This window comes from Pseudoalteromonas sp. SWXJZ94C, from assembly GCF_015864385.1.
Lineage (GTDB): Bacteria > Pseudomonadota > Gammaproteobacteria > Enterobacterales > Alteromonadaceae > Pseudoalteromonas.
This window is the reverse complement of record NZ_JADYXF010000020.1, coordinates 1-24,765: the sequence shown is the minus strand read 5'-3', so window position 1 is coordinate 24,765 and position 24,765 is coordinate 1. Positions and strand designations below refer to the sequence as shown.

General features: G+C 37.8%; 22 protein-coding genes and 1 pseudogene. 15 read left to right on the top strand and 8 right to left on the bottom strand.

What is annotated here, in order from left to right:
- Positions 1-6 precede the first annotated feature (6 nt).
- Together I6F65_RS10240 and ruvX are read left to right on the top strand one after the other, a co-directional pair.
- Complete coding sequence (locus tag I6F65_RS10240) at positions 7-564, top strand: YqgE/AlgH family protein (RefSeq protein WP_024611799.1); 558 nt, start codon at positions 7-9, stop codon at positions 562-564.
- A gap of 26 nt (positions 565-590) precedes the next feature.
- On the top strand, positions 591-1,040 hold the full coding sequence (gene ruvX / locus I6F65_RS10235) for a Holliday junction resolvase RuvX (protein WP_024611798.1): 450 nt from the start codon (positions 591-593) through the stop codon (positions 1,038-1,040).
- Between the two features lie 77 nt (positions 1,041-1,117).
- Here ruvX and I6F65_RS10230 read toward each other — a convergent pair whose 3' ends face one another.
- The gene (locus tag I6F65_RS10230) at positions 1,118-2,245 is read right to left on the bottom strand and encodes a PilT/PilU family type 4a pilus ATPase (protein WP_024611797.1); all 1,128 of its coding nucleotides are present in this window, start codon (positions 2,243-2,245) and stop codon (positions 1,118-1,120) included.
- Positions 2,246-2,254: 9 nt separating this feature from the next.
- Complete coding sequence (locus tag I6F65_RS10225) at positions 2,255-3,295, bottom strand: type IV pilus twitching motility protein PilT (protein ID WP_024611796.1); 1,041 nt, start codon at positions 3,293-3,295, stop codon at positions 2,255-2,257.
- 2 nt (positions 3,296-3,297) lie between these two features.
- Here I6F65_RS10225 and I6F65_RS10220 point away from each other — a divergent pair, with 2 nt between their 5' ends.
- The 8 genes from I6F65_RS10220 to I6F65_RS10185 all read left to right on the top strand — a co-directional run bounded on the left by I6F65_RS10220 (position 3,298) and on the right by I6F65_RS10185 (position 10,684).
- On the top strand, positions 3,298-4,011 hold the full coding sequence (locus tag I6F65_RS10220) for a YggS family pyridoxal phosphate-dependent enzyme (protein ID WP_197112746.1): 714 nt from the start codon (positions 3,298-3,300) through the stop codon (positions 4,009-4,011).
- 17 nt (positions 4,012-4,028) lie between these two features.
- Positions 4,029-4,850 (top strand): pyrroline-5-carboxylate reductase, encoded by an 822-nt coding sequence (proC, locus tag I6F65_RS10215; protein ID WP_024611794.1) that lies wholly within the window; start codon positions 4,029-4,031, stop codon positions 4,848-4,850.
- A 27-nt stretch (positions 4,851-4,877) separates the two neighbouring features.
- Positions 4,878-5,411, top strand: a complete 534-nt coding sequence (locus tag I6F65_RS10210; RefSeq protein WP_166108854.1) for a YggT family protein — start codon at positions 4,878-4,880, stop codon at positions 5,409-5,411.
- Positions 5,412-5,832: 421 nt separating this feature from the next.
- Positions 5,833-6,276, top strand: coding sequence for a DUF4426 domain-containing protein (locus tag I6F65_RS10205; protein ID WP_166108853.1), 444 nt, complete (start codon positions 5,833-5,835; stop codon positions 6,274-6,276).
- Positions 6,277-6,280: 4 nt separating this feature from the next.
- Positions 6,281-6,880 carry an RdgB/HAM1 family non-canonical purine NTP pyrophosphatase gene (gene rdgB / locus I6F65_RS10200; RefSeq protein WP_166108852.1) on the top strand — a complete coding sequence of 200 codons (600 nt, stop codon included), beginning with the start codon at positions 6,281-6,283 and terminating at the stop codon, positions 6,878-6,880.
- Positions 6,877-8,013, top strand: a complete 1,137-nt coding sequence (gene hemW / locus I6F65_RS10195; protein WP_166108851.1) for a radical SAM family heme chaperone HemW — start codon at positions 6,877-6,879, stop codon at positions 8,011-8,013. The genes rdgB and hemW overlap by 4 nt, the downstream gene beginning before the upstream one ends.
- 79 nt (positions 8,014-8,092) lie before the next feature.
- On the top strand, positions 8,093-9,928 hold the full coding sequence (locus tag I6F65_RS10190; RefSeq protein ID WP_024611790.1) for a DUF885 family protein: 1,836 nt from the start codon (positions 8,093-8,095) through the stop codon (positions 9,926-9,928).
- A gap of 87 nt (positions 9,929-10,015) precedes the next feature.
- The gene (locus I6F65_RS10185; RefSeq protein ID WP_166108850.1) at positions 10,016-10,684 is read left to right on the top strand and encodes a hypothetical protein; all 669 of its coding nucleotides are present in this window, start codon (positions 10,016-10,018) and stop codon (positions 10,682-10,684) included.
- Positions 10,685-10,818: 134 nt separating this feature from the next.
- Here the strand turns inward: I6F65_RS10185 and I6F65_RS10180 are convergent, their stop codons facing one another.
- A complete protein-coding gene (locus I6F65_RS10180) occupies positions 10,819-11,535 on the bottom strand; it encodes an SIMPL domain-containing protein (protein WP_166108849.1) in 717 nt (238 codons plus the stop codon).
- 114 nt (positions 11,536-11,649) lie between these two features.
- Here I6F65_RS10180 and I6F65_RS10175 point away from each other — a divergent pair, with 114 nt between their 5' ends.
- Both I6F65_RS10175 and I6F65_RS10170 read left to right on the top strand, forming a co-directional pair.
- On the top strand, positions 11,650-14,319 hold the full coding sequence (locus I6F65_RS10175; RefSeq protein WP_166108848.1) for a bifunctional acetate--CoA ligase family protein/GNAT family N-acetyltransferase: 2,670 nt from the start codon (positions 11,650-11,652) through the stop codon (positions 14,317-14,319).
- Positions 14,319-15,287: an ion transporter gene (locus I6F65_RS10170; RefSeq protein ID WP_024611786.1), complete on the top strand. Its 969-nt coding sequence runs from the start codon at positions 14,319-14,321 to the stop codon at positions 15,285-15,287. The genes I6F65_RS10175 and I6F65_RS10170 overlap by 1 nt, the downstream gene beginning before the upstream one ends.
- Positions 15,288-15,341: 54 nt before the next feature.
- Here the strand turns inward: I6F65_RS10170 and I6F65_RS10165 are convergent, their stop codons facing one another.
- From I6F65_RS10165 to I6F65_RS10155, 3 genes are read right to left on the bottom strand one after another with little or no spacing between them, the layout of a single operon-like run.
- A complete protein-coding gene (locus tag I6F65_RS10165; protein ID WP_197112744.1) occupies positions 15,342-19,850 on the bottom strand; it encodes an EAL domain-containing protein in 4,509 nt (1,502 codons plus the stop codon).
- A 25-nt stretch (positions 19,851-19,875) separates the two neighbouring features.
- A complete protein-coding gene (locus I6F65_RS10160; protein WP_024611785.1) occupies positions 19,876-20,277 on the bottom strand; it encodes a GNAT family N-acetyltransferase in 402 nt (133 codons plus the stop codon).
- Positions 20,278-20,303: 26 nt separating this feature from the next.
- A complete protein-coding gene (locus tag I6F65_RS10155; protein WP_024611784.1) occupies positions 20,304-20,507 on the bottom strand; it encodes a DUF3283 family protein in 204 nt (67 codons plus the stop codon).
- 127 nt (positions 20,508-20,634) lie between these two features.
- On the opposite strand from I6F65_RS10155, the gene I6F65_RS10150 reads away from it, so the two are divergent.
- Positions 20,635-21,324 carry an ABC transporter substrate-binding protein gene (locus I6F65_RS10150; protein ID WP_024611783.1) on the top strand — a complete coding sequence of 230 codons (690 nt, stop codon included), beginning with the start codon at positions 20,635-20,637 and terminating at the stop codon, positions 21,322-21,324.
- Here I6F65_RS10150 and I6F65_RS10145 read toward each other — a convergent pair.
- The gene (locus I6F65_RS10145; RefSeq protein WP_024611782.1) at positions 21,321-21,566 is read right to left on the bottom strand and encodes a DUF1289 domain-containing protein; all 246 of its coding nucleotides are present in this window, start codon (positions 21,564-21,566) and stop codon (positions 21,321-21,323) included. The two genes, I6F65_RS10150 and I6F65_RS10145, sit on opposite strands and share 4 nt — an antisense overlap.
- Positions 21,567-21,685: 119 nt before the next feature.
- Positions 21,686-22,819, bottom strand: coding sequence for a 1-acyl-sn-glycerol-3-phosphate acyltransferase (locus I6F65_RS10140; RefSeq protein WP_197112742.1), 1,134 nt, complete (start codon positions 22,817-22,819; stop codon positions 21,686-21,688).
- Positions 22,820-23,335: 516 nt separating this feature from the next.
- On the opposite strand from I6F65_RS10140, the gene I6F65_RS10135 reads away from it, so the two are divergent.
- Positions 23,336-24,280 (top strand): D-2-hydroxyacid dehydrogenase, encoded by a 945-nt coding sequence (locus I6F65_RS10135; protein WP_197112740.1) that lies wholly within the window; start codon positions 23,336-23,338, stop codon positions 24,278-24,280.
- A gap of 202 nt (positions 24,281-24,482) precedes the next feature.
- Positions 24,483-24,689 (top strand): annotated as a pseudogene (locus tag I6F65_RS10130) (hypothetical protein); the annotation flags it as partial.
- Positions 24,690-24,765 lie beyond the last annotated feature (76 nt).

The window sequence follows — 24,765 nt, the reverse complement described above, 5'->3', positions numbered from 1 at the left end:
AAATCTATGCAGTCATTAGAAAATCATTTTTTAATCGCGATGCCGTCGATGCAAGACCCTCTTTTTAAACGTGCTGTTACCTATATTTGTGAGCACAATGAAGACGGGGCTATGGGCTTGGTTATTAACCAACCTATTAATGTAACAGTTGGCGAACTACTCGATAAAATAGAAATTGATAACGATAAATCCCAACAAGCAGCGCAGGTTGCTGTTTATGCTGGTGGTCCGGTTAAAACCGACCGAGGCTTTGTACTTCACTCTCCAAAACTCGGTTATACCTCAAGCCAAAAGCTCAGTAGTGAAATAATGATTACGACATCAAAAGATGTATTAGCGAGCCTAACTACGTCGCAAGCACCCGATCAATTTATTATTACTTTAGGCTATTCTGGCTGGGAGCAAGGTCAACTAGAGCAAGAACTGCTAGATAATAGCTGGTTGATCATTGAAGCAGATCCAAAGATCATTTTTGATACTCCCGTTGAAAAACGATGGGAAAAAGCAGTTTCAATGTTGGGCTTTGATATTAGCCAACTCAGCCCTGAAGCTGGTCACGCATAACAACTTAAAATTTAAACAAGATAAACATGACAAAAAGAACGCTTAAACCAAAAGGCGAACGAACTGTAATGGGTTTTGACTTTGGTACCAAAAGCATTGGTATTGCTATAGGACAAGAGCTTACTGGTAGTGCGTCTAGCCTTAAAGCCGTAAAAGCACAAGATGGCATACCTAACTGGGATGACATTGCAGTACAAGTAACCGAGTGGGAGCCCGACTTAATGGTTGTTGGTTTACCATTAAACATGGATGGCACCTCACAGGAGGTTACGTTCAAAGCTAAAAAGTTTGCCAACAGGTTGCATAACCATTACGCCATACCTGTAGAAACACAAGATGAACGCTTAACAACCGCTGATGCTAAAGCACGTTTATTTGAGCAAGGTGGTTACAAAAAGTTAGGTAAAGGAAACGTAGATAATATGTCTGCGGTTATTATTTTAGAAAGTTTTTTTGAATCTAGCTACGGTGAATAAGCCTGCTATATAAACAACTCGTTATATAAATAAAAAGCGCCGACATTGGCGCTTTTTTTATTCGATTTAAAAATTAATTACTCTTTTTCGCCCATTCCATCAACGGTAACGCCTTGTAAGAACCCTGCTCCTTGCTGCTCGTTGTTTCGCAGCTTGATCATTAAGCGTAGATCGTTAGGCGAGTCGGCATGATGCAACGCATCTGCGTAGTTAATTCGCTCTTGTCTATAAAGCTCAAACAATGCTTGGTCAAAGGTTTGCATACCCATTTCTTTCGACTTAGCCATTGCTGTTTTAATGCCACCAATATCGCCACTTTTAATGAGTTCTGCAATCATTGGTGAATTAAGTAATATTTCGATCGCAGCAACACGGCTTTCGCCATCAGAAGTTGGTACTAATTGCTGCGCCACGATAGCACGTAAATTAAGTGCTAAATCGTACTTGAGCTTATCGTGTTTTTCTTTTGGTACTAAATGCATAATACGGTCAATGGCTTGGTTTGCATTATTAGCATGCAGTGTAGCTACACATAAGTGACCTGTTTCAGCAAAGCTTAATGCGTACTCCATGGTTTCTTGTGAGCGTATTTCACCAATCAAAATTACATCGGGAGCTTGGCGTAATGAACTCTTCAGTGCTGATTCAAAGCTTTCAGTATCAAGCCCTACTTCTCGTTGAGTAATAATACTTTTACGATGCTCATGAACAAATTCAATCGGATCTTCAATCGTTAGTATGTGACCACGTTGATTACGGTTTCTGTAACCTATAAGTGCAGCTAACGAGGTAGACTTACCAGTACCTGTACCACCAACAAATAAAACTAATCCGCGCTTAGACATAATTACATCGGTAAGTGTAGAGGGCAGCCCTAATTCACTTACATCGGGTATTTGCGTCACAATTCGACGAATAACCATACCGGCTCTATCGCGTTGCCAAAAGGCTGAAATACGAAAGCGCCCTTCGTCTGTTGCAATAGCAAAGTTACATTCTTTTGTTTTATGAAACTCTGCTTTTTGCTTTTCGCTCATGGCTGATTCAACCATTTCAAGCGATTGTTCGTCTGTTAACTTTTCATCACTAAGCGCAATAAGCTCACCGTTTATTTTTGCGCTTACTGGTAGTTGGCTCGATACAAATAAATCAGAGCCTTTTTTGTCAATCATTACTAATAAAAAATCGTTTAAAGATAAAGCCATAATAATTCCTTAACCACCAAACTGTGTTTTATCTTGCGCTTTTTCTTTCGCAGCAGTATTAGTAATAACGCCACGATTTACTAAATTAGTTAAGCACTGATCCATTGTTTGCATACCTACAGAGGCACCTGTTTGAATAGATGAATACATTTGTGCAATTTTATCTTCACGTATCAAGTTACGAATGGCTGGAACTGCAATCATAATTTCGTGTGCGGCTACTCGACCACCACCCACTTTTTTAAGTAACGTTTGCGAAATTACTGCGCGCAAAGATTCAGATAACATTGAGCGCACCATTGATTTCTCTTCACCAGGGAACACATCGATAATACGGTCAATGGTTTTTGGTGCAGACGTTGTATGCAACGTACCAAATACTAAGTGACCCGTTTCTGCTGCTGTCATTGCAAGACGAATTGTTTCTAAATCTCGTAGCTCACCAACCAATATTACATCTGGATCTTCACGCAACGCACTACGAAGTGCATTTGAAAAACTATGTGTATCACGATGAACTTCACGTTGGTTAATTAAGCTTAATTTATTATCGTGAACAAACTCGATAGGATCTTCTATGGTTAAAATATGGTGATGTTTATTTTGATTTATATAATCAACCATAGCTGCAAGTGTTGTCGATTTACCAGAGCCGGTTGGTCCTGTCACTAACACGAGTCCACGTGGGGTGTCGGAGATTGTTTTAAAAATATCAGGAGCCCCCAAATCGTCAAGCGTCAAAACTTCGCTTGGGATCGTACGAAACACTGCTGCGGGGCCACGATTTGAATTAAAAGCATTAACACGAAAACGTGCTAAGTTAGGTACTTCAAACGAAAAATCCACTTCTAGATTTTGTTCATAGTCCTTACGCTGATTATCGTTCATAATATCGTAAACCAGACTGTTTACGTCTTTGTCTTCTAATGCTGGTATATTAATGCGGCGAACATCACCATCTACACGTATCATAGGTGAAACACCTGACGATAAATGTAAATCGGATGCTTTGTGCTGCACACTAAATGCCAACAATTCGGTAATATCCATTTATGACTCCACAACTAACTGATAAATATATGGTTACAATAGCAGAACGACTTACATCCGCCTACGCTAGAATTGCAAATGCGGCAAAAAATGTACAACGTAATAGTAACGAAATTAATTTGCTGGCAGTGTCTAAAACAAAGCCAAGCGAAGATATTATTGCAGCCTATCAACATGGTCAACGCCAATTTGGTGAATCTTATGTTCAAGAGGCTGTAGATAAAATAGCTCAACTACACACATATAGCGACATCATTTGGCATTTCATTGGTCCTATTCAATCAAATAAAAGTGCATTAGTTGCCGAAAATTTTGATTGGGTGCAAAGTGTGGATCGTATAAAAATAGCAAAGCGATTAGACTCACAACGTCCTGATGATAAAAGCCCGCTTAATGTACTTATTCAAGTAAATATAAGTAATGAAGAGGCTAAATCGGGCTGCCACCCAGATGAAATCAGCCAATTAGCTGACTTTATTAATCAGTGTAAACATCTAACATTACGCGGATTAATGGCTATTCCAGCTAAAAGCGATGATCCCTTAGCTCAAACTCAATCTTTTGAGCAATTACAAACTTGCTTTGATAAACTAAAGACCCAATATCTTTATATAGATACTTTGTCGATGGGAATGAGTAACGATGTTGAAGCCGCGATTAGCGCAGGATCAACTATGGTTAGAATCGGCACAGACATTTTTGGAACACGAACTTAAAAGGTGATAACAGATTTATGTCAGATAAAAAAATCGCATTTATAGGCACAGGTAATATGAGCTACGCCATTATTGGTGGCATGGTAAAAAACGGTTTTAACGCAAGTAATATCATTGCGACTAACCGCAACCAAGAAAAGCTTGCAAAGGTAGCAGCCGACTTTAAGGTGCAAACCACCAGTGACAATAACGAAGCCCTTCGCGATGCTGACGTAATTGTTTTGTCTGTTAAGCCACAAATGATGGGCGATTTATGCAAATCGTTTCAAGAATCTGGCGTAGACTTTAGCGATAAACTATTTATTTCGGTTGCAGCTGGCTTAACCGTAAAACGTTTACGTGAAATGCTTGGTCAAGAAGTGAAAATGGTACGTTGTATGCCAAATACACCTTCGTTGCTTGGTCGTGGTGTATCTGGTTTATATGGTGCAGGCGAAACACAAAGCGAGCACGAATTTGTACAACAAGTTTTTGAATGCACCGGTATTGTTGTGTGGGTTGAACAAGAGTCGCAAATTAACGACATTATTGCCGTTACCGGTTCATCACCTGCTTACTTCTTCTTATTTATGGAAGCTATTGAAGAAAAAGCTAAAGCGCTGGGTTTTAACGATGAAGATGCGCGTCGCTTAGTACAACAAACAGCACTTGGCGCAGCTGAAATGGCACTTAGCCAACCAGATATTACTATCTCGCAGTTACGCTCAAACGTAACATCAAAAGGTGGTACTACTCATGCTGCTGTTGAGCACTTAAAAGATCAAGGCTTAACAAAAACCGTTGGTGATGCTATGGATGCGTGTATTGCCCGTGCAGAGCAAATGGAAAAAGAACTTTAAGCTTATTTTACTTTAAAGGTAAAACTTATGAATACCATACAGTTTTTGATCAGTACCCTATTTGATTTATTTTTAATGGTGGTATTACTGCGTTTTTGGTTACAGTGGGCAAAAGCCGACTTTTATAATCCAATGAGCCAGTTTGTGGTTAAAGCCACTTCGTTTGCAGTAAAGCCTCTGCGTAAAATCATTCCTGGATTTGGTGGGCTTGATTTAGCATCACTATTACTTGCGTTTATTGTTGCAGTAGCCAAAATAAGCACTTTAATGCTTGTGTTATATGGTGGATGGGCAATACAGCCTGTAATTATTCAAGCATTAATAACCGTGTTAAAAGAAGGTCTTAATTTAGTCTTTTGGGTACTTATTATTCGCGCTATTTTGAGCTGGGTTAGCCAAGGTTATAACCCCATTGAGGCAGTTTTCCACCAGCTTACTGAACCAATGCTACAGCCAATTCGTAAGGTATTACCATCAATGGGTGGCTTAGATTTATCAGTTTTAGTGCTTATTATTGGTATCCAAGCTTTGCAAATGCTGCTTATGGACTTTTTAGTTTAATATAGGTTTTTAGGGCGCGCTGATCTTGAGTGGTTAAATTTACAGCAGTGTGTTTGGTTTTTAGGCAAGGTAGAGCCTGTGTAGTGTGGTTACTCCCCATAAATAGGCGATAACGCAGCATAAGACCAAACATGCGCTGCCCAAAGGGTTCCTTCTAGGGGCGATTAACTCTTTGTTGCCTACATGGATGTAGGTAAGGGGCGTGAGCAGGACGCGGAAGCTTTGCTCGGTTTTTACTTATTCTTACATGGATGTAAGTCAGTAGAATAACGCAGGAGCAGTTATCGAGCCCACTAGGTTACAAACCTCGCGCCACGATTTAATCGCCCCTAGATTGAACAAATTTTAATCCACAAAGATTAACACGCCCTAATTAAAGAGGCCCAAGGGCCTCTTTTTTATATGTTTTAAGGAATACATAATGAACCGTTTAATTAAGTTTTGTTTTATTACTTGTTTAGCATTTGCGTTTAACGCGCAAAGTGAAGAAATGCAAGGAGCACAGTATAAAGAGCTTGGTCCTTGGCAAGTACATTACATCGCGTTTCCTTCTACCTTTATTCAGCCAAAAATAGCAAAAGCGTATAACCTTGAGCGAAGTGGATACAAAGGTATTGTAAATATTTCCATATTAAAAAATGATGCCGAAAACACAGCCCAAACAGCAAAGCTTACTGGCACAGCTAGAAACCTACTTGGCAACAAACAAACACTTACTTTTAAAGAAGTAAAAGAAGGTGATTCTATTTACTACCTTGCCCAAGTTGACTATACCAACGAAGAGATTTTACGCTTTGAGATTGAAATACAACAAAATAATCAATTTCAAAAATTACAGTTTCAGCAAAAATTTTATGTAGATTAATAATATGACTAAAACTTTAGTACTTGCTACAGGTAATCCTGGCAAAGTAAACGAGCTGGCTAATATGCTAAGCCCTCTTAATATTAATGTAGTTCCACAGAGTAATTTTAACGTAGGTGAAGTTGCTGAAACTGGCACTACCTTTGTTGAAAATGCCATAATTAAAGCGCGCCATGCGGCTAAAATTACTGGTATGCCCGCTATTGCCGACGATTCAGGTTTAGAAGTAGACGGCTTAAATGGCGCACCTGGTGTGTATTCTGCCCGTTTTGCAGGTGCTGACGCTAGCGATCAGGATAATATTGATAAATTACTCGTTGATTTAGGCGACAATCCTATTCGCAGTGCGCGCTTTTGGTGTGTACTGGTATTAATGCGCCACGCAGACGATCCTACTCCACTTATTTGCAGTGCAAGCTGGGAAGGCGAAATTACACTAACTCAAAATGGTAATGGTGGTTTTGGTTACGATCCGGTATTTTTTGTACCAGAACAAAATTGTACAAGTGCTGAGCTCACAAAAGAGCAAAAAAATGCAGTAAGCCATCGTGGTCAAGCACTGCAAAAATTATTGCTAGAGTTAAAGCAAAAAGGCGGCCTGTGAACCTTCCACCACTGAGCTTATATGTGCACGTGCCTTGGTGCGTGCAAAAATGCCCGTACTGCGATTTTAATAGCCACGGACAAAAAGGTGAAATACCTGAAGCCGAATATATTCAGCATTTAATTGATGATTTAAAAGCTGATTTGCACTTAGTGCAAGGGCGTAAAATTCATAGTATTTTTATTGGTGGAGGCACTCCTAGTCTATTAACTGGTGCAGCTTACACCCGCTTACTAAAAGAAGTCGACAGCCTAATTGGACTTGAAGAGCACTGTGAAGTTACCTTGGAAGCCAACCCTGGCACAGTAGAAACAGGTCGCTTTAAAGATTACGTAAAAGCAGGTATTAACCGTATTTCTATTGGCGTGCAAAGCATGCAAAACGACAAGCTAAAAGCACTTGGTCGGATTCATGGCAGCGACGAGGCTAATTATGCCGCGCAACAAGCTAAAGAAGCTGGTTTAAACAGCTTTAATCTTGATTTAATGCACGGTTTACCAGGGCAAACACTTGACGATGCATTGAGTGATTTAAAGCAGATCATTGCACTCGATCCTCCCCATATATCTTGGTATCAACTAACTATTGAACCCAACACTCAATTTGCTTCAAAGCCTCCTACCTTGCCACAAGACGAAACACTGTGGGACATTCAAGAGCAAGGGGTAGAGTTACTCGCTCAAGCAGGTTACATACAATACGAAATATCAGGCTATGCAAAAGCGGGCTATCAATGCCAACATAACTTGAATTATTGGCGTTTTGGCGATTATCTCGGTATTGGCTGCGGCGCACATGGTAAGGTTACTGATGCAAATACAGGGCTAATTACGCGTACCGAAAAGGTTAAACACCCACGCGGTTATATGGATTTAATTAAACCGTATATGTATAAAAGCTGGCATGTAGAGCAAGACGATTTAGCATTTGAATTTTTTATGAACCGCTTTCGCCTTGTTGAGCCTTGCCCTATTAATGATTTTAATAAACTAACAACACTGCCGCTACAAAGTCAGCAAAGCGCATTAAACCAAGCAATTAATAAAGGTTTATTGACTCAAACAGACAGCCATTGGCAGGTGAGCTTAAAAGGTCATCGTTTTTTAAATGACCTGCTAGAATTGTTTGTGTAGCGCAAAGGCACTGCACAACAATATAAAACTAATAAATATAAATCACCCTAATGGGTTTCTAACAACAAAAGGGAAAACAATGCGTAAACTTACTTTTATTGCAGCAGCAGTTGGCGTTGCACTTCTTGCTGGTTGCCAGCAAACAACACAACAAGCTACTTCAGCTCCTGTTGCACAAGCAGTTCAATCACAACAAAGTGAAATAGACAAAGCGAATGCATTTTTTGAAGATACATTTAACCGCGACGTAATGAGCAGCCCTGTATATCAAACATACATGGGAATTAAGCAAGATTACGATAAGTGGGACGATGGCAGCGAAGAAAGAAAGCTTAAAGATTTAGCACAAACAAAAGCTGACCTAGTTACACTAAAAGCAATTAATCGTGATTTATTAGATAACGCAACAAAAGTTAGTTACGACTTAAAAAAACAAGATCTTGAAAGCTCAATTGCTGACTTTAAATGGCGCTACCATAACTACCCTGTGAACCAAATGTTTGGTACGCATTCTATGATCCCTGCATTTTTAATTAACCAGCATCAAATTAGTAATGTAAAAGAAGCTAAAGACTACATTTCTCGTTTAAATGGTGTGACTGGTGTTATTGATCAGCTTATCGTTGATTTAACTGTACGTGCAGAAAAAGGCATCATTGCCCCTAAATTTGTGTTCCCACATGTTATTGATTCAAGCAAAAATATTATTCATGGTGCACCGTTTGAAAAAGGCGATGATTCTACATTGCTTGCTGACTTTAAACGTAAAGTAACGGCGCTTGAAATTAGCCAAGACGAAAAAGACTCGTTAATTAGCGATGCATCAGATGCATTAAAATCAGCTGTTAAACCATCTTACTCTAAACTAATTAATTACCTAGCACAGCTTGAAAAACGTGCTGATGATCGCGATGGCGCATGGAAATTACCTGATGGCGAAGCGTTTTATAACAACGCACTTAAGCGCACAACTACAACTGATTTAACCGCTAAAGAAATTCATGCAATTGGCCTATCTGAAGTGACACGTATTCATGATGAAATGCGTGAAATTAAAGATAAAGTTGGCTTTAAAGGCGACTTAAAAGCGTTTATGCAGTTTATGAAAACTGACAAGCAATTTTACTACCCTAATGATGCACAAGGTAAACAACGTTATCTTGATGAAGCCACTGGGCTTATTGATACAATGAAAACGCGTTTAGATGAGCTATTCATTGTTAAACCAAAAGCAGGTTTAAAAGTAAAAGCGGTTGAAGGATTCCGTGAAAAAGCGGCAGGTAAAGCATTTTACCAACAGCCAGCTCCAGATGGTTCACGCCCAGGTGTTTACTACGCTAACCTTTACGATATGGAAGCAATGCCAACGTACCAAATGGAAGCACTTGCCTACCACGAAGGTATTCCGGGACACCATATGCAAATAGCTATTTCACAAGAGCTAGAAGGTATTCCTAAGTTCCGTAAGTTTGGTGGCTACACTGCGTATATTGAAGGCTGGGGTTTATACTCAGAGTTCATTCCTAAAGAAATGGGCATGTACTCAGACCCTTACTCAGATTTTGGTCGCCTTTCAATGGAGCTATGGCGCGCATGTCGCTTAGTTGTTGATACGGGTATTCACGCAATGAAGTGGACTCGCCAAGAAGGTATTGATTACTACGTAAATAACACGCCTAATGCAACATCTGACGGTGTTAAAATGGTTGAGCGTCACATTGTAATGCCTTCACAAGCAACGGCTTATAAAGTGGGTATGCTTAAGATTTTAGAACTTCGTGAAGACGCTAAAAAGCAACTGGGTGATAAATTTGATATTCGCCAGTTCCACGACGTAGTACTTAAAAATGGTCCTGTGCCACTTAATGTACTAGAAAACTTTGTTAACGAATGGGTAGCAAGCAAAAAAGCTTAATATCATTTAAAGCAATTGTTTAAATTGAAAAGGTCGTATTTGCGACCTTTTTTGTTTTATAGTGATAAAAAATCTTTGAGAATAATAATGGATTTAAGCATACAGCTACTTAACGCACGCATTTCAAAGCATCAGTTAAATGAGCTCGATAACGACTTTAAAAAGCTAAGCCCTGCTCAGCAAACTTTGCAACTAAACCATTTATATGAAAGCGCTCAACGATTGAGTGTTAAGTATGATTTTATGCAAAACATTGCTACACGTATATTAAGTACTAATACAGCACCCGCACCATTTATTAATCAACTTACTAATATTGATGCGTTAAGTTTTTTTACCCCAGCGCTCAAAGTAAATAAAGGCTTTTTAGCACAAGATACCCAAGGAAATAACGTACTGCATAATGTGTTTAAACACGCTAATTATGCAAAGCTGCCATTTAACTATGTACGCTCTCTAATGCTATTTGAATCTAATGACGATTTACTAAAAGCGCTAGCTCAGCCAAATCAACAAGGATTAACGCCGGTTGCTAACTACATTGCTTACGCCGATAAACCTAACACACCAGTTAAGCATGAGTTTTCAGCGTTATTAGCACTTATGGAAATAGAGCAAAAACAAAACCCGAGTGCCAAGCAGCAATTCCCTAGCGCATTAAAAGGTCAAAAACTTAATGAGACCACTATTTTATTAAGTGCCGCTTATTTACAGCGTTCAACAGTGCAAGTCGTACATTTAATCAAAGCACTTTAACTTACAAATGTCTTCTAAAAAACATGCTGTTTATAAAGTGGCAAGCATACGTGGCAGTGCAGTTTTTCATGGTGGTTGATGTGCTTCAATATGAATATTTTCTGCCACTTTAGAGCTTAAATAATATTTTAGATTTAATCACTTAAGTAATATTCAACACTGGTTACCACTCTTACGTTTTTTATTTGTGGTGTGTTTGAATCTCTATTACCAATACTAAACTGACCTTGGCGGGCTGTTTTTATTTTTCCTAATTTAGAATTAGAATCTTTAGCAAATTTATTAGCTACCTCTCGCGCCTTTTCAGTTGCCTCTTGCACCATTGTCGGTTTTATATCGTTTAAGCCTGTAAATATGTATTCAATTTTTGTTTCGTAGCTATCTTGCACAACAGCAATATCTTGCTTAGCAAGGCTGCTAACTTTACCAAGTGCATTTTGAACTTTATCAGGTGCATTTGAATATACGGTTATATTTGAGCGGACAATGTACCGAAACTTCTGGTTTTCGTTGTTATATTCACGTGCTTGTTTATCAATAATTGATTGGCTGCCCAAGGTTATTTCATTGTCGTCAAAACCATGTAATTTTAAAAAAGCGATTACAGCATCATTTTTTCTTTCAACTCTGCTTACCAGCTTTTCAAGGTTATTATCGGCATCACTAAACTGCAGTGGCCAAATAACTGTATCGGCGATGACTTCGCGCTCAGCTAATCCCTTTACTTGCACCGTACGTTCCATACTTTTTACATTAAGGGCCGTGCTTTTTAAAATAAATCCGAAACTAATTAAGCCTATACTTAAACAGACAGCAGCAATTACTATATAAAAATCGGGTGCTTTATTCACATTATTCTCCTTGATTGACATCAATAATAAGCAATTGTCCGCTCGAAATAACACGACAAACAGGGTACATTGAGACTATAAATAACGCAAAATTTAATCAGCCAAGGAAAATCCATGAGCTTAAAGCGCATTACCCAGTTTTTTAACCCAAGCTCAGTGGCAGTTATTGGTGCCTCTAACGTATCTACTCGTGCTGGTTTTGTTGTTATGCGTAACCTTTTACAAGGTGGCTTTAAAGGCCCAATAATGCCTGTAACACCTAGTTATACAGCAGTTCACGGTGTACTCGCATATTCTTGTATTGCCGATTTACCTAAAGTCCCCGACCTTGCTGTTATTTGCACAAACAAAAACACCTTAACCGACATAATTCAGCAGCTTGGTGAGCTGGGTTGTAAAAGCGCAATAGTTATTGCTGACGGACTTTCTGGGGATCAAAAAAGTGCGCTTAAAGCATGCGCTCAAGCCCATCAAGTTACTTTACTAGGACCAAACTGTTTAGGGTTACTGATTCCGCATATTGGTTTAAATGCGAGTTTTTCGCACACAGTAGCAAGCCCCGGTAAAATTGCATTTGTATCTCAATCTGCTGCGGTATGTTCTACCATTTTAGACTGGGCTAAAAACAAAGAAATTGGTTTTTCGTATTTTGTCTCGGTTGGTGATTGCCTTGATATAAACTTTAATGAGTTACTTGATTTTTTAGGGCGTGACGTTAAAACCAAAGCTATTTTGCTCTACATAGATAACATTGAAGATATACGCGGTTTTATTTCAGCTGCCCGTGCAGCGGCTTTTAGCAAACCTGTTATTGCTATAAAAACAGGAAAAACCAGTGCAGGCGCCCTCGCTGCAGAAATTCATACAGGCGGAAAGCAAAGCTCTGATGCAGTTTACGATGCACTTTTTCAGCGTGCTGGTATGCTACGCGTAAATGATTTACGTGAACTTTTTGCAGCTACACAAACACTTGCAATGCACCCGAAGTTACTTAAGGTTGAGCAGTTAACCATTTTAACAAATGGCGGCGGACCTGGTGTTATGGCTGTTGACGAACTTATTCAAAGTTCAGGTAAGTTAGCCGAGTTGAGCGTTGAAACTCGCAATGCGCTTAATAAAGTGATTCCGCAATCAGAAACCACTTCAAACCCTGTAGATATTTTTGGCGACTCCGCTCCGGCTCGTTACAAGCAGGCACTGGAGATTTTATTACATGCTAAAGAAGTTAAAAATTTACTTATAATTCATACTCCATCAGCGCTAGCACCTAGTGAAGATTATGCAGATATTATTGTGCAAACACTTAAAACGCTTCCTAAAATGGCCCGTCCTTATGTAATTACTAACTTTATGGGCGAAGATGCTTCATACGCAGCAAGAAAAGTGTGCTCTAACAATGCAATACCCACCTATCGTACGCCAGAGGGTGCTGTTGGTGCATTTATGCATTTAGTAACTTATCGCCGTAACCAAAAGCATTTAACACAAACACCTGAGTCTAATACCGATGACGCTAAAATAAATAAAGAGGCTGCTAAAGCCCTTATTAATGAGTTTTTAGATGATCAACACAGCTATCTACCTACCCATCAAGCGAGCCAAATATTAAATCATTATGGTATTAAGTGTATTAAAACCGAAGTTGCTTACACCCCAACAGAAGCTAAAGAGCAAGCAATAGAACTCGGGTTTCCTGTTGCATTAAAACTGATTAGTCCAAGTATTGCCTCTAAATCTGAGGTTGGTGGAGTCGTGCTTAATTTAAATGATGCGCAAGAAGTAGAACAAACTGCATTTGCAATGCTCATTCGGATCAAAAACACGTACCCTGATGCAACCATTGAAGGTTTTTCATTACAAAAAATGGCTCCTCGCGCCGGCGCTAATGAATTAAGAATAGCGATTAAAACAGAGCCAAATTTTGGTCCTGTTATTTTATTGGGTGAAGCAGGTACAGGGTTAGAATATGCACAAGCAGCGGTTGCCTTACCACCACTAAACATGAATTTAGCAAAGTATTTAATTGCCGCAGCACACGATAAAGGCGTGTTAAAAGAGCGCATATTACCTGAAAAGGTCGATAAGTATCGTTTATGCGCATTACTAACTCGCATTTCGCAGTTAGTGATTGATCAACCCGATATCAGCTCAATGGAGCTTAACCCTATACTTGCCAGTAACGGGCAGTTTTTAGTACTTGATGCGACCATGACACTTAATCGCTATCAAACCCAAAGCAATCGTAAGCGCTTATCTATTCGCCCCTACCCTATTGAGCTCGTAGAAATAGTAACGCTTAAAAACAACACTCAGGCTACGCTCAGACCAATAAAACCAGAAGACGAGCAAGCACACCAAGCATTTGATCAATCTCTTAATAAAGAAGACAGGTACAAACGATTTTTTGGTGAATTGCCACAGTTTAACCACGATCAACTCGCTAAAATGACGCAAATTGATTACGACCGTGAAATGGCGTTTATTGTATGCCAACGCTTTGAAGGTAAAACACGTACATTAGGTGTATCAAGAGTGATTATGGATCCCGATAACTTACATGCTGAATTTGCTATTGTTGTACGCTCAGACTGCCAAGGTTTAGGTTTGGGTAGAATACTAATGAGTGCAGCAATTAATCACTGTAAACGCCAAGGTGTTGAGTCGGTTGAAGGTATTACATTGCCAGAAAATACCGGCATGATTGAGCTTGCACGTAAACTCGGCTTTAAAATAAGCCGTGATTTTGAAGAAGGCAGCATTAATATGGTGCTTTTACTTAAATAATGACAAACAAACCAACCTCAAGACAAAAAGTAGCGAGTCTGTTTGAAGGCACAGGCGGCTATCATCGCGCTGGGCACCTACTTGATATTGCGCTGATTGCTTTAATTATGATTAATGTAGTCGCTATTATCATTGAATCAATCCCAAGTGTTGCACAGCAATACTACGACGCATTTTTAATCTTAGAAATTGTCTCGGTGGCTATTTTTGGAGTTGAATATGTAGTAAGAGTTTGGTCGTGTGTTGATAAACCCAAATATGCTGCAATTGAAGGTTCTAACGTAAAGCGCCGACTCAAGTATCTTTTTTCCCCATTGGCAGTAATAGATTTAATAGCTATATTGCCTAGCTTATTAATGTTTATAGTACCACTAGACCTGCGTTTTTTACGTGTACTAAGGCTTTTAAGAGTATTTAAACTTACGCGTTATTCACGTGCTATGCAGCTACTTCTACAAGCTTTTTTAAGTGAAGGAAGCTCCCTCTTTGCCGCCTTTTTTATTATGGCAGTTGTTCTTATTTTAGCGTCTTGTGGCATTTATTTAATTGAGCACGACGTACAACCAGATAAATTTGGGTCTATTCCTGCCGCCATGTGGTGGGCAATGGCAACATTAACCACGGTTGGCTATGGTGACGTAGTGCCAATAACACCACTTGGTAAGTTGTTTGGAGGAGTAATAACGCTGCTTAGTATGGGGATGATAGCAATACCAACCGGTTTATTAGCATCAAGTTTTTCAGAGCAAGTACGCAAACGTCGCCAAGCTTTTGAAGACGCTGTACACGAACAGATTCATGGTGGCACACTTAACGATGGCTCGCTTAATGATGAACAGCGCGGTCACTTAGATGAGTTACGTTGTAAATTAGGTCTAAATAAATTAGAAGCTAACAAAGCAATTAAAACTCAACTAAATGAGCACAATAGCAAATTATTTTGCCGAAATTGCGGAAAACGCCCCTAGAATGAACCCAAAGGGCAGCGTATCTTTAACTTAAAAAGACGAGCAGACCTTAGGTTAACTTTTATTGAATATGTCATCCCAGTTACGTGTAATCAGTGCTGGTACATCTTCACTTGAAACTGGCCGACTAAATAGATACCCCTGAAAATGCTTACAACCAAGCGCCTTTAAAAAGGTAAGTTGATGTGAGCTTTCAACCCCTTCAGCTACACACTCTTTTCCTAAACTATGAGCCAATGCTAATGTTGAGCGAATAATGGCTTCATCATCAGAATCAACGCCTATATCTTGCACAAAGCTGCGGTCGATTTTAAGCACATCAATAGGGAAGCGTTTTAAGTAAGTGAGTGAGGCATAGCCGGTACCAAAGTCATCCATATATAATCTACAACCAAGCTTTTTAAGCATTTCCATACTCTGTAAAGCGTGCTTTGAGTCACGAATTAGTATTGATTCTGTAATTTCAAATACAATAGCTTCTGATGGAACTCCTGCAAAGCCTAATGCTCGTTTTATCTCTGGCACTAACTCTTCAAATTCGAAATCTAATGCAGATAAATTTATAGATAAATACAACTCAGGCGACACTTTACGCCATTCTTTTAGCTCATCTAACGCACGGGCGAGCGTTTGTAACATTATTTTTGTAATCAAACCAATACTCTCAGCCGCTAAAGAAAACTCCTGAGTTTGTACTAATTTGTTCTCAGGCCAACGCAGTAACACTTCAAACCCCTCGGTTTTATAAGTTTGCGCATTTATAATCGGCTGGTAGTTATTACAAAATTCATGCTCTTGATATGCCTTAGTTAGCTGTGACTCTAAGTGAAGCGCTCTTTGTACATGTTGATTCATTTCTTGTTTATAAAACTGATAACTGCCCTCAAGTGAATCTTTAGCATGATAAAGCGCAATATTCGCAGCTTTTAATAGTGTTCCACTTTGCAATGCATCATCAGGTGAAATAGCCACACCAATGCTTAAATTAATATTTACAACTTGCCCGCTAATACTGATATTTTGGTTTACACAATCCATAAGTTTTGCGCAAATTAATAATACTTCTTCAATTTGGTGAATATCCTCTACAAGTACAACAAACTCATCACCACCAAAGCGTGCAACACTATCTGATGGGCGCAAAGTAAGCTTTAGTCGTTTGGCTACTTTTTTAATTAATTCATCAGCAGCCTCATGCCCTAATGAATCGTTAAAGTATTTAAAGCGTTTAATATTTATGTGTAATAACGCTACCTTGCATTGATGATGTTTGGCTTGCTCTAATGCGTGCTCAACACGGTCATTAAATAATGTACGATTAGGTAAGCCTGTTAATACGTCGTAGTTGGCAAGTAAATGAAGTTCATTTTCAGCTAATTTTTGCGCACTGATATCTGTTAAAATAATTACATAGCTATTTAAGCTTTGGTTGTTATCGGCTACAGCACTTATTTTCACTAATACATGACGCGACTCTCCACTAGCAAGAATAACCGTATCCTCACAAGAAAAGTGCTCCTCAACCGATAACTTTTTCATAATACGTAAATAATCAAACCGATGGCTGCGCGAAATACCTAAATTTAAGGAGCGGCTAGATAATGACTCAGCCGAAAAATTGAACGCCGTTTGTAGGGATTTATTTGAAGCTCGAATATTTAAATTTTTATCGAGTATAAACACCCAATCTCGAGTTTGTTCAAATGCTGCCGTAAATAATAACGCATGCTCTTCAAACACCATTTCACGGGTCATATTAGTATAAGTACCAGCTACTTTTTGCGGTGTTTTGTCGTCCCATTCAACTACTTTGCCAAAGTCTTTATACCAGCGCCAATAACCTTTAGCGTGGCGTAAGCGGTAGGTACAATTAAAATACCCTTTCTCGGTAGATAAAAACTCCAACCATTCTAAACGGAATAACTGCTTATCTTGAGGGTGAATTTTAGCTAAATATTCATCAAGGCTAACGGTTTCATTGCTATATCCCAATTCGCTGTATAAACGAGGCTGATAAATATTTGGGTTAGTCGATTTCCAATCCCAAACTCCAGATTCACTGCCCTCAAGCGCTATTTTTAAACGCGCCTCACTCTCTTTACTTTCTTTATTTGCAGCTAACAAAATACGTTGAATTTTATTACGACGCATTACCCACATAGCTATTAAGGCAATAAATAGCACACCATATAAAACAATAAAATATGGAGCACGCCACAGAGGGTATTTTACTTTTATTTTTAAAATAGCTGGTGAAGTGTATTCACCGGTAAGTGGATCTTTCGCCCAGACTTTTAATTGATAGTTACCTGGGTTTAATTTAGGAAACAATACTCGGTTGTTATTGCGCGTATACGTTTTTTGACCATTATCTAATTGATACTCATAAATAATACGTTCTTGATTACTAAAAGCCATTGCTGAGAATGCAACTTCAAGCCCTATATCATCATGATTTAGCACAACTTTATTTAGTGGCTGTTTTAAATTGGGAGATAAATCTCGTGACATCAAATCAACTCGCGTAATATTTACATGCTCGATAAGCGACTGATGATTTTTGTTTTCCATTGGGTGAAAATAAGTAAAACCTTTAATACCACCATAAGCAATACGACCATCTTTAAGTTGTGCCATGGCATTACTATTAAATTCAGCCGAAAGTAGCCCTTCAGAGGTTGTGAATTGTTGAAAATGAAGCGTTCCTGGATTTAATCGCCAAATACCTTTATGGCTACTCATCCAGATCATACCGTCATCATCAAGCACCATATCGTAGAGCAAAGTACCGAGTTTATTTTTTTCTAGATCAATTGTATGTACTAATTGATAAGTCGTTGCATCTAGCCCTATCAAACCAAAATTAGAAAGTGAGATCCATAAAATATTATTGTTATCTATCACATACGACAGTACGTTAATAGCAACGTTTTCATGTTGCCTAGGTACTTTATAAATCATTTTTAACGCTAAATTTTTTGGATTTACTTGATACAAAATACCCGCATTAAAAAATAATGGAGAGTCGGGTTTATTAGACAAAGCAGGTAAAAATCCGTGGGCTAAAAAAGGTTCAAACTGCGCCATTTCGCCAGCCAATCGGGACACTATTTGCGTATTTATATTATAAACAAACACGCCATGATCAGAGTGAACATAATATAAGTCGCCATTTGGCATTAAGGTAACGCCATGTACCCAACCGGTTATTTGTTCTTGGTTAGCCGGATTTTTTGTTTTAGGTTCGCTGATCTGATGTGTAATGGGATCAAAAATAAACAACCCGCGATTACTATAAAGCCAAAGCTTATCTTTATAAGGCATTATTTCATATACGGTAAACTCAGTGGTGAGTAAATCTACTTTGTAATCTTTTAAATAAGGAGTCCCTGTATTTGCTTTTAAATCAACTTCAGTTAAACCGTTATGCGTTGCTAGCCATATCTTATCTTTGTACTCTGTAATTCCCCAAATCGAGTGATGTGACAGCCCTTCTCCACCGAGTTTACTACCATCAACATTATTAAAATGGTAATTATCATTTGATAAATAAAAAGCGCCATCGGTTTTAGTAGCAACCCATTTACCACCAGACTTATCTTTAGCCATGTCTATAATACTCGTGTCGGCGAGGGTATATTTACTCTGCGTAATGCGCGTATTTTTAATTATTTCACCGCTGTTTAAATTAAACTTAAACAACCCTTTATCTGTCGCTAAATCAATTTTTCCGTGTTCGTTAACTATTTCCCAAATATTTAAATCCGCTAACAATGCTTTATTTTTAAATACTAAATCTAATCGCTCAAACATACCCGATAGATCACTGATATCTACCTGATACAAGCCTTTAACAGTGCCGACTAATAGTTGATTATTTTCAGCTAACGCAAACGACTTCACATTATTTTGATAAATATGATTAGCTTCTCCCTTTAAGTGCTGTAAAGGTCGTATTTGCTCTGTGGCAATATCAAATACATAGGCTCCATGGCTAGTGCCGATAAATATATAACCGTTGTAATGAAATAGCTTTCTAACAAGAGTACTTTTATATTCACTAGGGAGTTCAAAAATAGACGTGATTTCGCCACTTTCTATATCAAGCTTAGCAAAGTCTCGACCTCGACCAATCCATAATGTTTTTTTATCAACGGTAAGCATACTAAAAACAGATTGATTCATTATCTGTTTTTCGCTGGTAGGTTTTTTTAAAAATTGTTTATATGAATCAGTTACCGGATCGTACCTAAATAATCCAGCAAGTAGAGATGCAATCCAAATACGACCTTCGGTATCTTGGTAAATACGGTCAATAATAGCTTCTTCTAACTCGCCATTAGGACCATTAATAGAGAGCACCTGATAGCCATCATATCGATTTAGCCCTGCTTCGGTAGAGAGCCATAAGTAACCGTTATTATCAATTAGCATGGTGTTGACGTAGCTTTGTGACAAACCTTCGCTTGGAGATAAACGCTTAACCTGCGCGCTTAGTTGGCAGCTTACAATCGCCATAAAAACGATAAAGTAACTTACAATCCGGTTAACGCCTCTGCTCATGCTTATTCCACATTATTATTTATTGTTATGGGTATTTTAGGGCGACAATATTACGGTGTTTATAAATATCAAAAAGTGATTGTAAAGCAAAAGTATATGTTAACACTTGGTTAAAACCAAGAGCACTATATAAATCAACTACGTTTTTGTAAGCAAAGGTATAAACTACTTTTTTTTGGCTTTTTAAAAGTGTTGAGATTAGTAACGTAGCTAGCCCTTTTGATCGATGTTTGGGAGCCACAAAAACAGTAGATAAAAATAGAAAATCAGTTTTATTTTGCAGCCTACATGCTGCAATAATTTCTTTATCAGCATAAACAACCCACAGTTGATCTTGCTTATTAGCACGCCCTTTTGCGTTATGTTGCTTATAAAACTTATTTACGAGTGGGGTTTTAATTTCATTTATGCATTCAATCACATACATAGTTGTACCAATTCGCCTAATTAGTACTAATTTAGCATCATAACCAAATACTGTTCAAATTGTTGCTTCAAAAACATTTGATCTGCAATCGGGCGGTTATGGATCGTGTTGTACACTTGTTCACGCGTTTTTTTATTTCGCTTAATTTGATACGCCCAAAATGACGCTTCATAATCAAGCTGAATTTGATACTTTTCCTCACGTGGCAATAGACACAGATTAAAACTCACGGTATTTCCTCATTAATTTATAAATAGATATTCAAACAAGCCACCACTGTGCAACTGTGCAACTGGTAACCAACTTGCTATTATACACTTCTTATTTTATTGATTTTTTCTGTAATTGGAAGTGATAGTGCATAGACGTTTTAATACTTTGTTATTATTGGTTAATTTATTCTTTAGCGCATCATGTTTGAGCCATCAATATAACCTTACTTTTAACCGCCCTGAAAGCACACCTCAATCTGATTACGTCGTTGAGTTATTAAAACTCGCTTATGCTGATATTGGTTATAAAATACACTTTGTAGATTTTGATCGCCGAAACGCATTATTAGCGGCTAATAACGGAGTATTAGATGGACAGTTAGGTCGAGATATTAGTGTAGAAAATCGTAGTAATTTAATTCGAGTTAACTACGAGCTCCTTAAATTTAATTTAGTAGCTTATAAAAATTGCCAACCAAATACATTTGATCAGCTCGATAATGTTGCGATTTTAGATGGTTACACAGTACAAGAGCGCTACTTATCTAGCTCGCAGTTTCCAGGTAATGTGGTCCGAGTTAAAAATTTAAATACACAGTTAAACTTATTTACTCAACATAAGGTACAGGGAATTCTATTATTTAATTCTTCTTTGCCTAAAAAAACAATAGCAGATACCTGTTTTATAAAAGAAATATTAATAACTTATCCAATATATCATTACCTACATAAAAGAAATGAAAACTTAGTTGAAAAACTACAACACGCATTAATTAAGCTAAACAGCGACGGAACAGTATACGCATTAAGAGCAAAGTATAATTTAAGCTTTTAAAAATCAAAACCTTGCTGTTCTATTGTGTTATCTAATCCACTGCCTTGCTGCTTTTTTTGCAAATAACGTTTATAACGTTGCTGACACAAACTTAATACTTTCTTTTTTTGTACGTTAGTTAACGAATTCCATAAAAAACGCTCATCACGACTGCGATAACACCCTTTACAATAACCTCGATTATTAACCAGACAAATACTTTTACAAGGACTTGGAATATCAAATATTTCAATTTGTTGCATCGCATTTACACCAATTAATTAGAGGTACTTAGTATAGCGTTATTTTTGAACAAAAAAAAAGCAGCAATTAATTGCTGCTTTTCGGTGTTATTTTTAAATTAATCTAAGAGGCTAAAAGCTTAATGCTCACAACCTTTAGTTTTAATCTCTGTTTTACGATGAAACGGTTTGGCGTACATGGCAAGTACCAATGGCTTTAACTCATCTGGTACGCACGCTATACGCTGCTCAAACGTAGCTGTATCTGGCGAATCAATTACTTGTTCTTTACAGCCACCAGCAATGTAATTACCAGGATGTAAGTAAAACGAATCCACAATTTGCTTATCTATCGTTTTTGCAAGTTCTTCAGCACTATCGCAACCCGACTCAATTGGTTTTCCAAATGATAAATGCACGTGTCCTTTCGCTGCGCTAAAGCCCTCAACAATACTGGCAATATCTTCACCTGCCGACTTAATATACTCACCATGCTGTTGTTTATGATAAAGCTCTTTTGCTTTAGCTATCGCACACGGCTCGTACTGATACGATATAGAAACAGGGACTATTTTTAATTCTTTTACATAATCACTAAATTCTTTCTTTTGCTTACGTCCATTCAATTGCAGCATTTTTAAAAGTGCGGGATCGGTTTGATCAAAACCATCTTTTGCACGACCTTCTTTTTGCGCAATCCAAATAGAATTACCACTCATTAAAGAGTCATAAATATAGGACGAAAGCTGAGTAAGTGCTCTTAACATTTCTTTAGGAGCTTTAGCTGAGCGTTTAACAATAAAACTTTTATTTAAACGCATGAGCTCAGTAATATAAGGTATTTGCAATAAGTTATCGCCAATAGCAATACGTACGGTTTTCATTTTATGCTGAAATAAACCCCAATTAACTAATGCCGGATCGAGCACAATATCGCGATGGTTAGATACAAATAAGTAAGCCTGATCTGAGTCCAGTTTATCGAGCCCCGAAAATGTTACTTTTGAAGTGGTACGCTTTACTAATTTATCTAAGTATTGCGCAACTTCGTTTTGTACATCCTCAACCGTGGTCACTTTACCCCATTTTTTACGTAATTGGCTTCTTACCAATAGGCGGGCTATGAATGGCACAGACGATAAAAAGCGCGGTAAGTTATACTTTGCTATTACATCAATAAACGCATTATCGTTCATTAAACGCGAAAGCGAATCTTTAACTTCATCATCGTTATAAGGTCTTATGTCAGCGTACTTGTCTTCTAATTCACTCATTACTACATCTATAATGTTAAAAAACGGCACGCCAAGGCGCACCGTTTATGTCTATGTTCGATTATAACTCAGCCAATCTAAAATGCGAAATTACCTATAAAATGCTTCTATCTTTGATGCACTATTATCATAACTGTAGATTACTTTGTTATTCCTAAAAATCGCTAATCTGCGATAAAGCGGCAAGTTATATATTTATATTCAATTTCTATCTAAGTTACGACCACAAAATTAAGCATTAGTGCCAAAAGTTATGCGCTTAATCATCTTAGATAGCTAATCAAAATAGCATATTATTAGGGGGTTAGTGGGCTGACCACGTTGATATTCTTCACTTATAACAAACATAAGCATCGACTAGTCATTTGGTAGTATTAGCATTAACAAAAGCTAATTTTCGTAGTACCTTAAGCATCAATTCAAATTATCTGTACTTACTTTTTATATATCTTCATTATTTACAGGTATCTGCCTTTATTTTTTAATTAGATTTAATCTATATAATTAGGACACATCATGAAAATTACCGTTCTCGATAACGCGACTTTAGCTAAAACATCACTTACCGGTATAGAGCAATTAGGTGAGCTAACGACTTATGAGCTCACTAGTCCGGAGCAAGTACTTGAGCATAGCCAAGGCGCTGATGTTTTAATTACCAATAAAGCGGTTCTAAATCGCGATACAATTAGTCAATTAAAGCAACTAAAGCTTATTTGCGTAAGTGCAACAGGTACTAATAATGTTGACTTAGAAGCAGCTAAAGAATTTGGCATAGCAGTAACTAATGTTGCTGGTTACTCAACACCTTCGGTTGTACAACATACATTTTCATTAATCACTAACCTTTTAGGTAATACACACCGTTATCAAGCTGATTGCCAGCAAGGTGCATGGCAAAAAAGTGAAATGTTTTGCATACTCGATTACAGCTTTAATGATTTACAAGGTAAAGTATTTGCAATTATTGGCGGTGGAACATTAGGTCAAGGTGTAGCTAAAGTGGCTGAAGCTTTTGGGGCTAAAGTTATTATTGCTGAGCGAAAAAATGTTGCATGTCGCGATGGTCGTACCCCATTTGAAGAAGTTATTAAAACTGCAGATATAATTAGCGTACATTGCCCACTTACCGATGAAACCCGTGATTTAATTGCTATTAACGAACTTAAAATGATGAAACCAAGCAGTATTATCATTAATACAGCACGTGGCGGTATTATTAACGAAGCAGACTTAGCTACAGCCCTTGAACAAAATTTAATTGCCGGTGCAGGTGTAGATGTATTAACTAAAGAGCCAGCTGAGCTGTCAAACCCGCTTGCTAATTATAAAGGTGATAATTTATTACTTACACCACATATTGCATGGGCGAGCACGGAGTCGATTGTGCGATTAATTAATGAAGTAAGCTTAAATATTGCCGCATTTTCTAAGCAAGAGTCGCGAAACCGCTTAGTTTAAATAACTCATCTGACAAGGTAGTCAAATAAACCAAAAAATAGCTGTTCTTACTAATCACTCTAGTAAATTGATAATGTAAAACAGCTATTTAAAATGTAATGCATTGATTAATAATACATTACTAACATGGCTTATTCTTTACTTTAATGTAGCTATAAAGTGATTTAATAATTTATTTAGAGCTTATTTAAGGAATATAATAATGAAAAAAATACTTTTAATTGCCGCGCTAACAGCGCCACTTTTAACTGGTTGTGTAATTGCAGTATCAGACGGTGAAGCTGAAACACATTGGGCTGGTAAAAACTCATCTAGCTGGCAAAGTAAGTATAAAAATAATCGTGAAGTAATTGCTGAATTAAAAATGGATAGCAGTTATCAGTCAGTATTAACAACACTAGAAACACCTAGGGCGTGTTGATCTTTGCGGTATAAAAAACAAACAGCATGAGGATGAGGTATAATTGAATTCGCTAAAAAACGTT

Excerpts from the sequence above, each read along its gene's own strand:
- I6F65_RS10240 (WP_024611799.1), top strand. The coding sequence starts at position 7 with ATGCAGTCATTAGAAAATCATTTTTTAATCGCGATGCCGTCGATGCAA.
- ruvX (WP_024611798.1), top strand. The coding sequence starts at position 591 with ATGACAAAAAGAACGCTTAAACCAAAAGGCGAACGAACTGTAATGGGT.
- I6F65_RS10230 (WP_024611797.1), bottom strand. The coding sequence starts at position 2,245 with ATGGCTTTATCTTTAAACGATTTTTTATTAGTAATGATTGACAAAAAA.
- I6F65_RS10225 (WP_024611796.1), bottom strand. The coding sequence starts at position 3,295 with ATGGATATTACCGAATTGTTGGCATTTAGTGTGCAGCACAAAGCATCC.
- I6F65_RS10220 (WP_197112746.1), top strand. The coding sequence starts at position 3,298 with ATGACTCCACAACTAACTGATAAATATATGGTTACAATAGCAGAACGA.
- proC (WP_024611794.1), top strand. The coding sequence starts at position 4,029 with ATGTCAGATAAAAAAATCGCATTTATAGGCACAGGTAATATGAGCTAC.
- I6F65_RS10210 (WP_166108854.1), top strand. The coding sequence starts at position 4,878 with ATGAATACCATACAGTTTTTGATCAGTACCCTATTTGATTTATTTTTA.
- I6F65_RS10205 (WP_166108853.1), top strand. The coding sequence starts at position 5,833 with ATGAACCGTTTAATTAAGTTTTGTTTTATTACTTGTTTAGCATTTGCG.
- rdgB (WP_166108852.1), top strand. The coding sequence starts at position 6,281 with ATGACTAAAACTTTAGTACTTGCTACAGGTAATCCTGGCAAAGTAAAC.
- I6F65_RS10190 (WP_024611790.1), top strand. The coding sequence starts at position 8,093 with ATGCGTAAACTTACTTTTATTGCAGCAGCAGTTGGCGTTGCACTTCTT.
- I6F65_RS10185 (WP_166108850.1), top strand. The coding sequence starts at position 10,016 with ATGGATTTAAGCATACAGCTACTTAACGCACGCATTTCAAAGCATCAG.
- I6F65_RS10175 (WP_166108848.1), top strand. The coding sequence starts at position 11,650 with ATGAGCTTAAAGCGCATTACCCAGTTTTTTAACCCAAGCTCAGTGGCA.
- I6F65_RS10170 (WP_024611786.1), top strand. The coding sequence starts at position 14,319 with ATGACAAACAAACCAACCTCAAGACAAAAAGTAGCGAGTCTGTTTGAA.
- I6F65_RS10165 (WP_197112744.1), bottom strand. The coding sequence starts at position 19,850 with ATGAGCAGAGGCGTTAACCGGATTGTAAGTTACTTTATCGTTTTTATG.
- I6F65_RS10160 (WP_024611785.1), bottom strand. The coding sequence starts at position 20,277 with ATGTATGTGATTGAATGCATAAATGAAATTAAAACCCCACTCGTAAAT.
- I6F65_RS10145 (WP_024611782.1), bottom strand. The coding sequence starts at position 21,566 with ATGCAACAAATTGAAATATTTGATATTCCAAGTCCTTGTAAAAGTATT.
- I6F65_RS10140 (WP_197112742.1), bottom strand. The coding sequence starts at position 22,819 with ATGAGTGAATTAGAAGACAAGTACGCTGACATAAGACCTTATAACGAT.
- I6F65_RS10135 (WP_197112740.1), top strand. The coding sequence starts at position 23,336 with ATGAAAATTACCGTTCTCGATAACGCGACTTTAGCTAAAACATCACTT.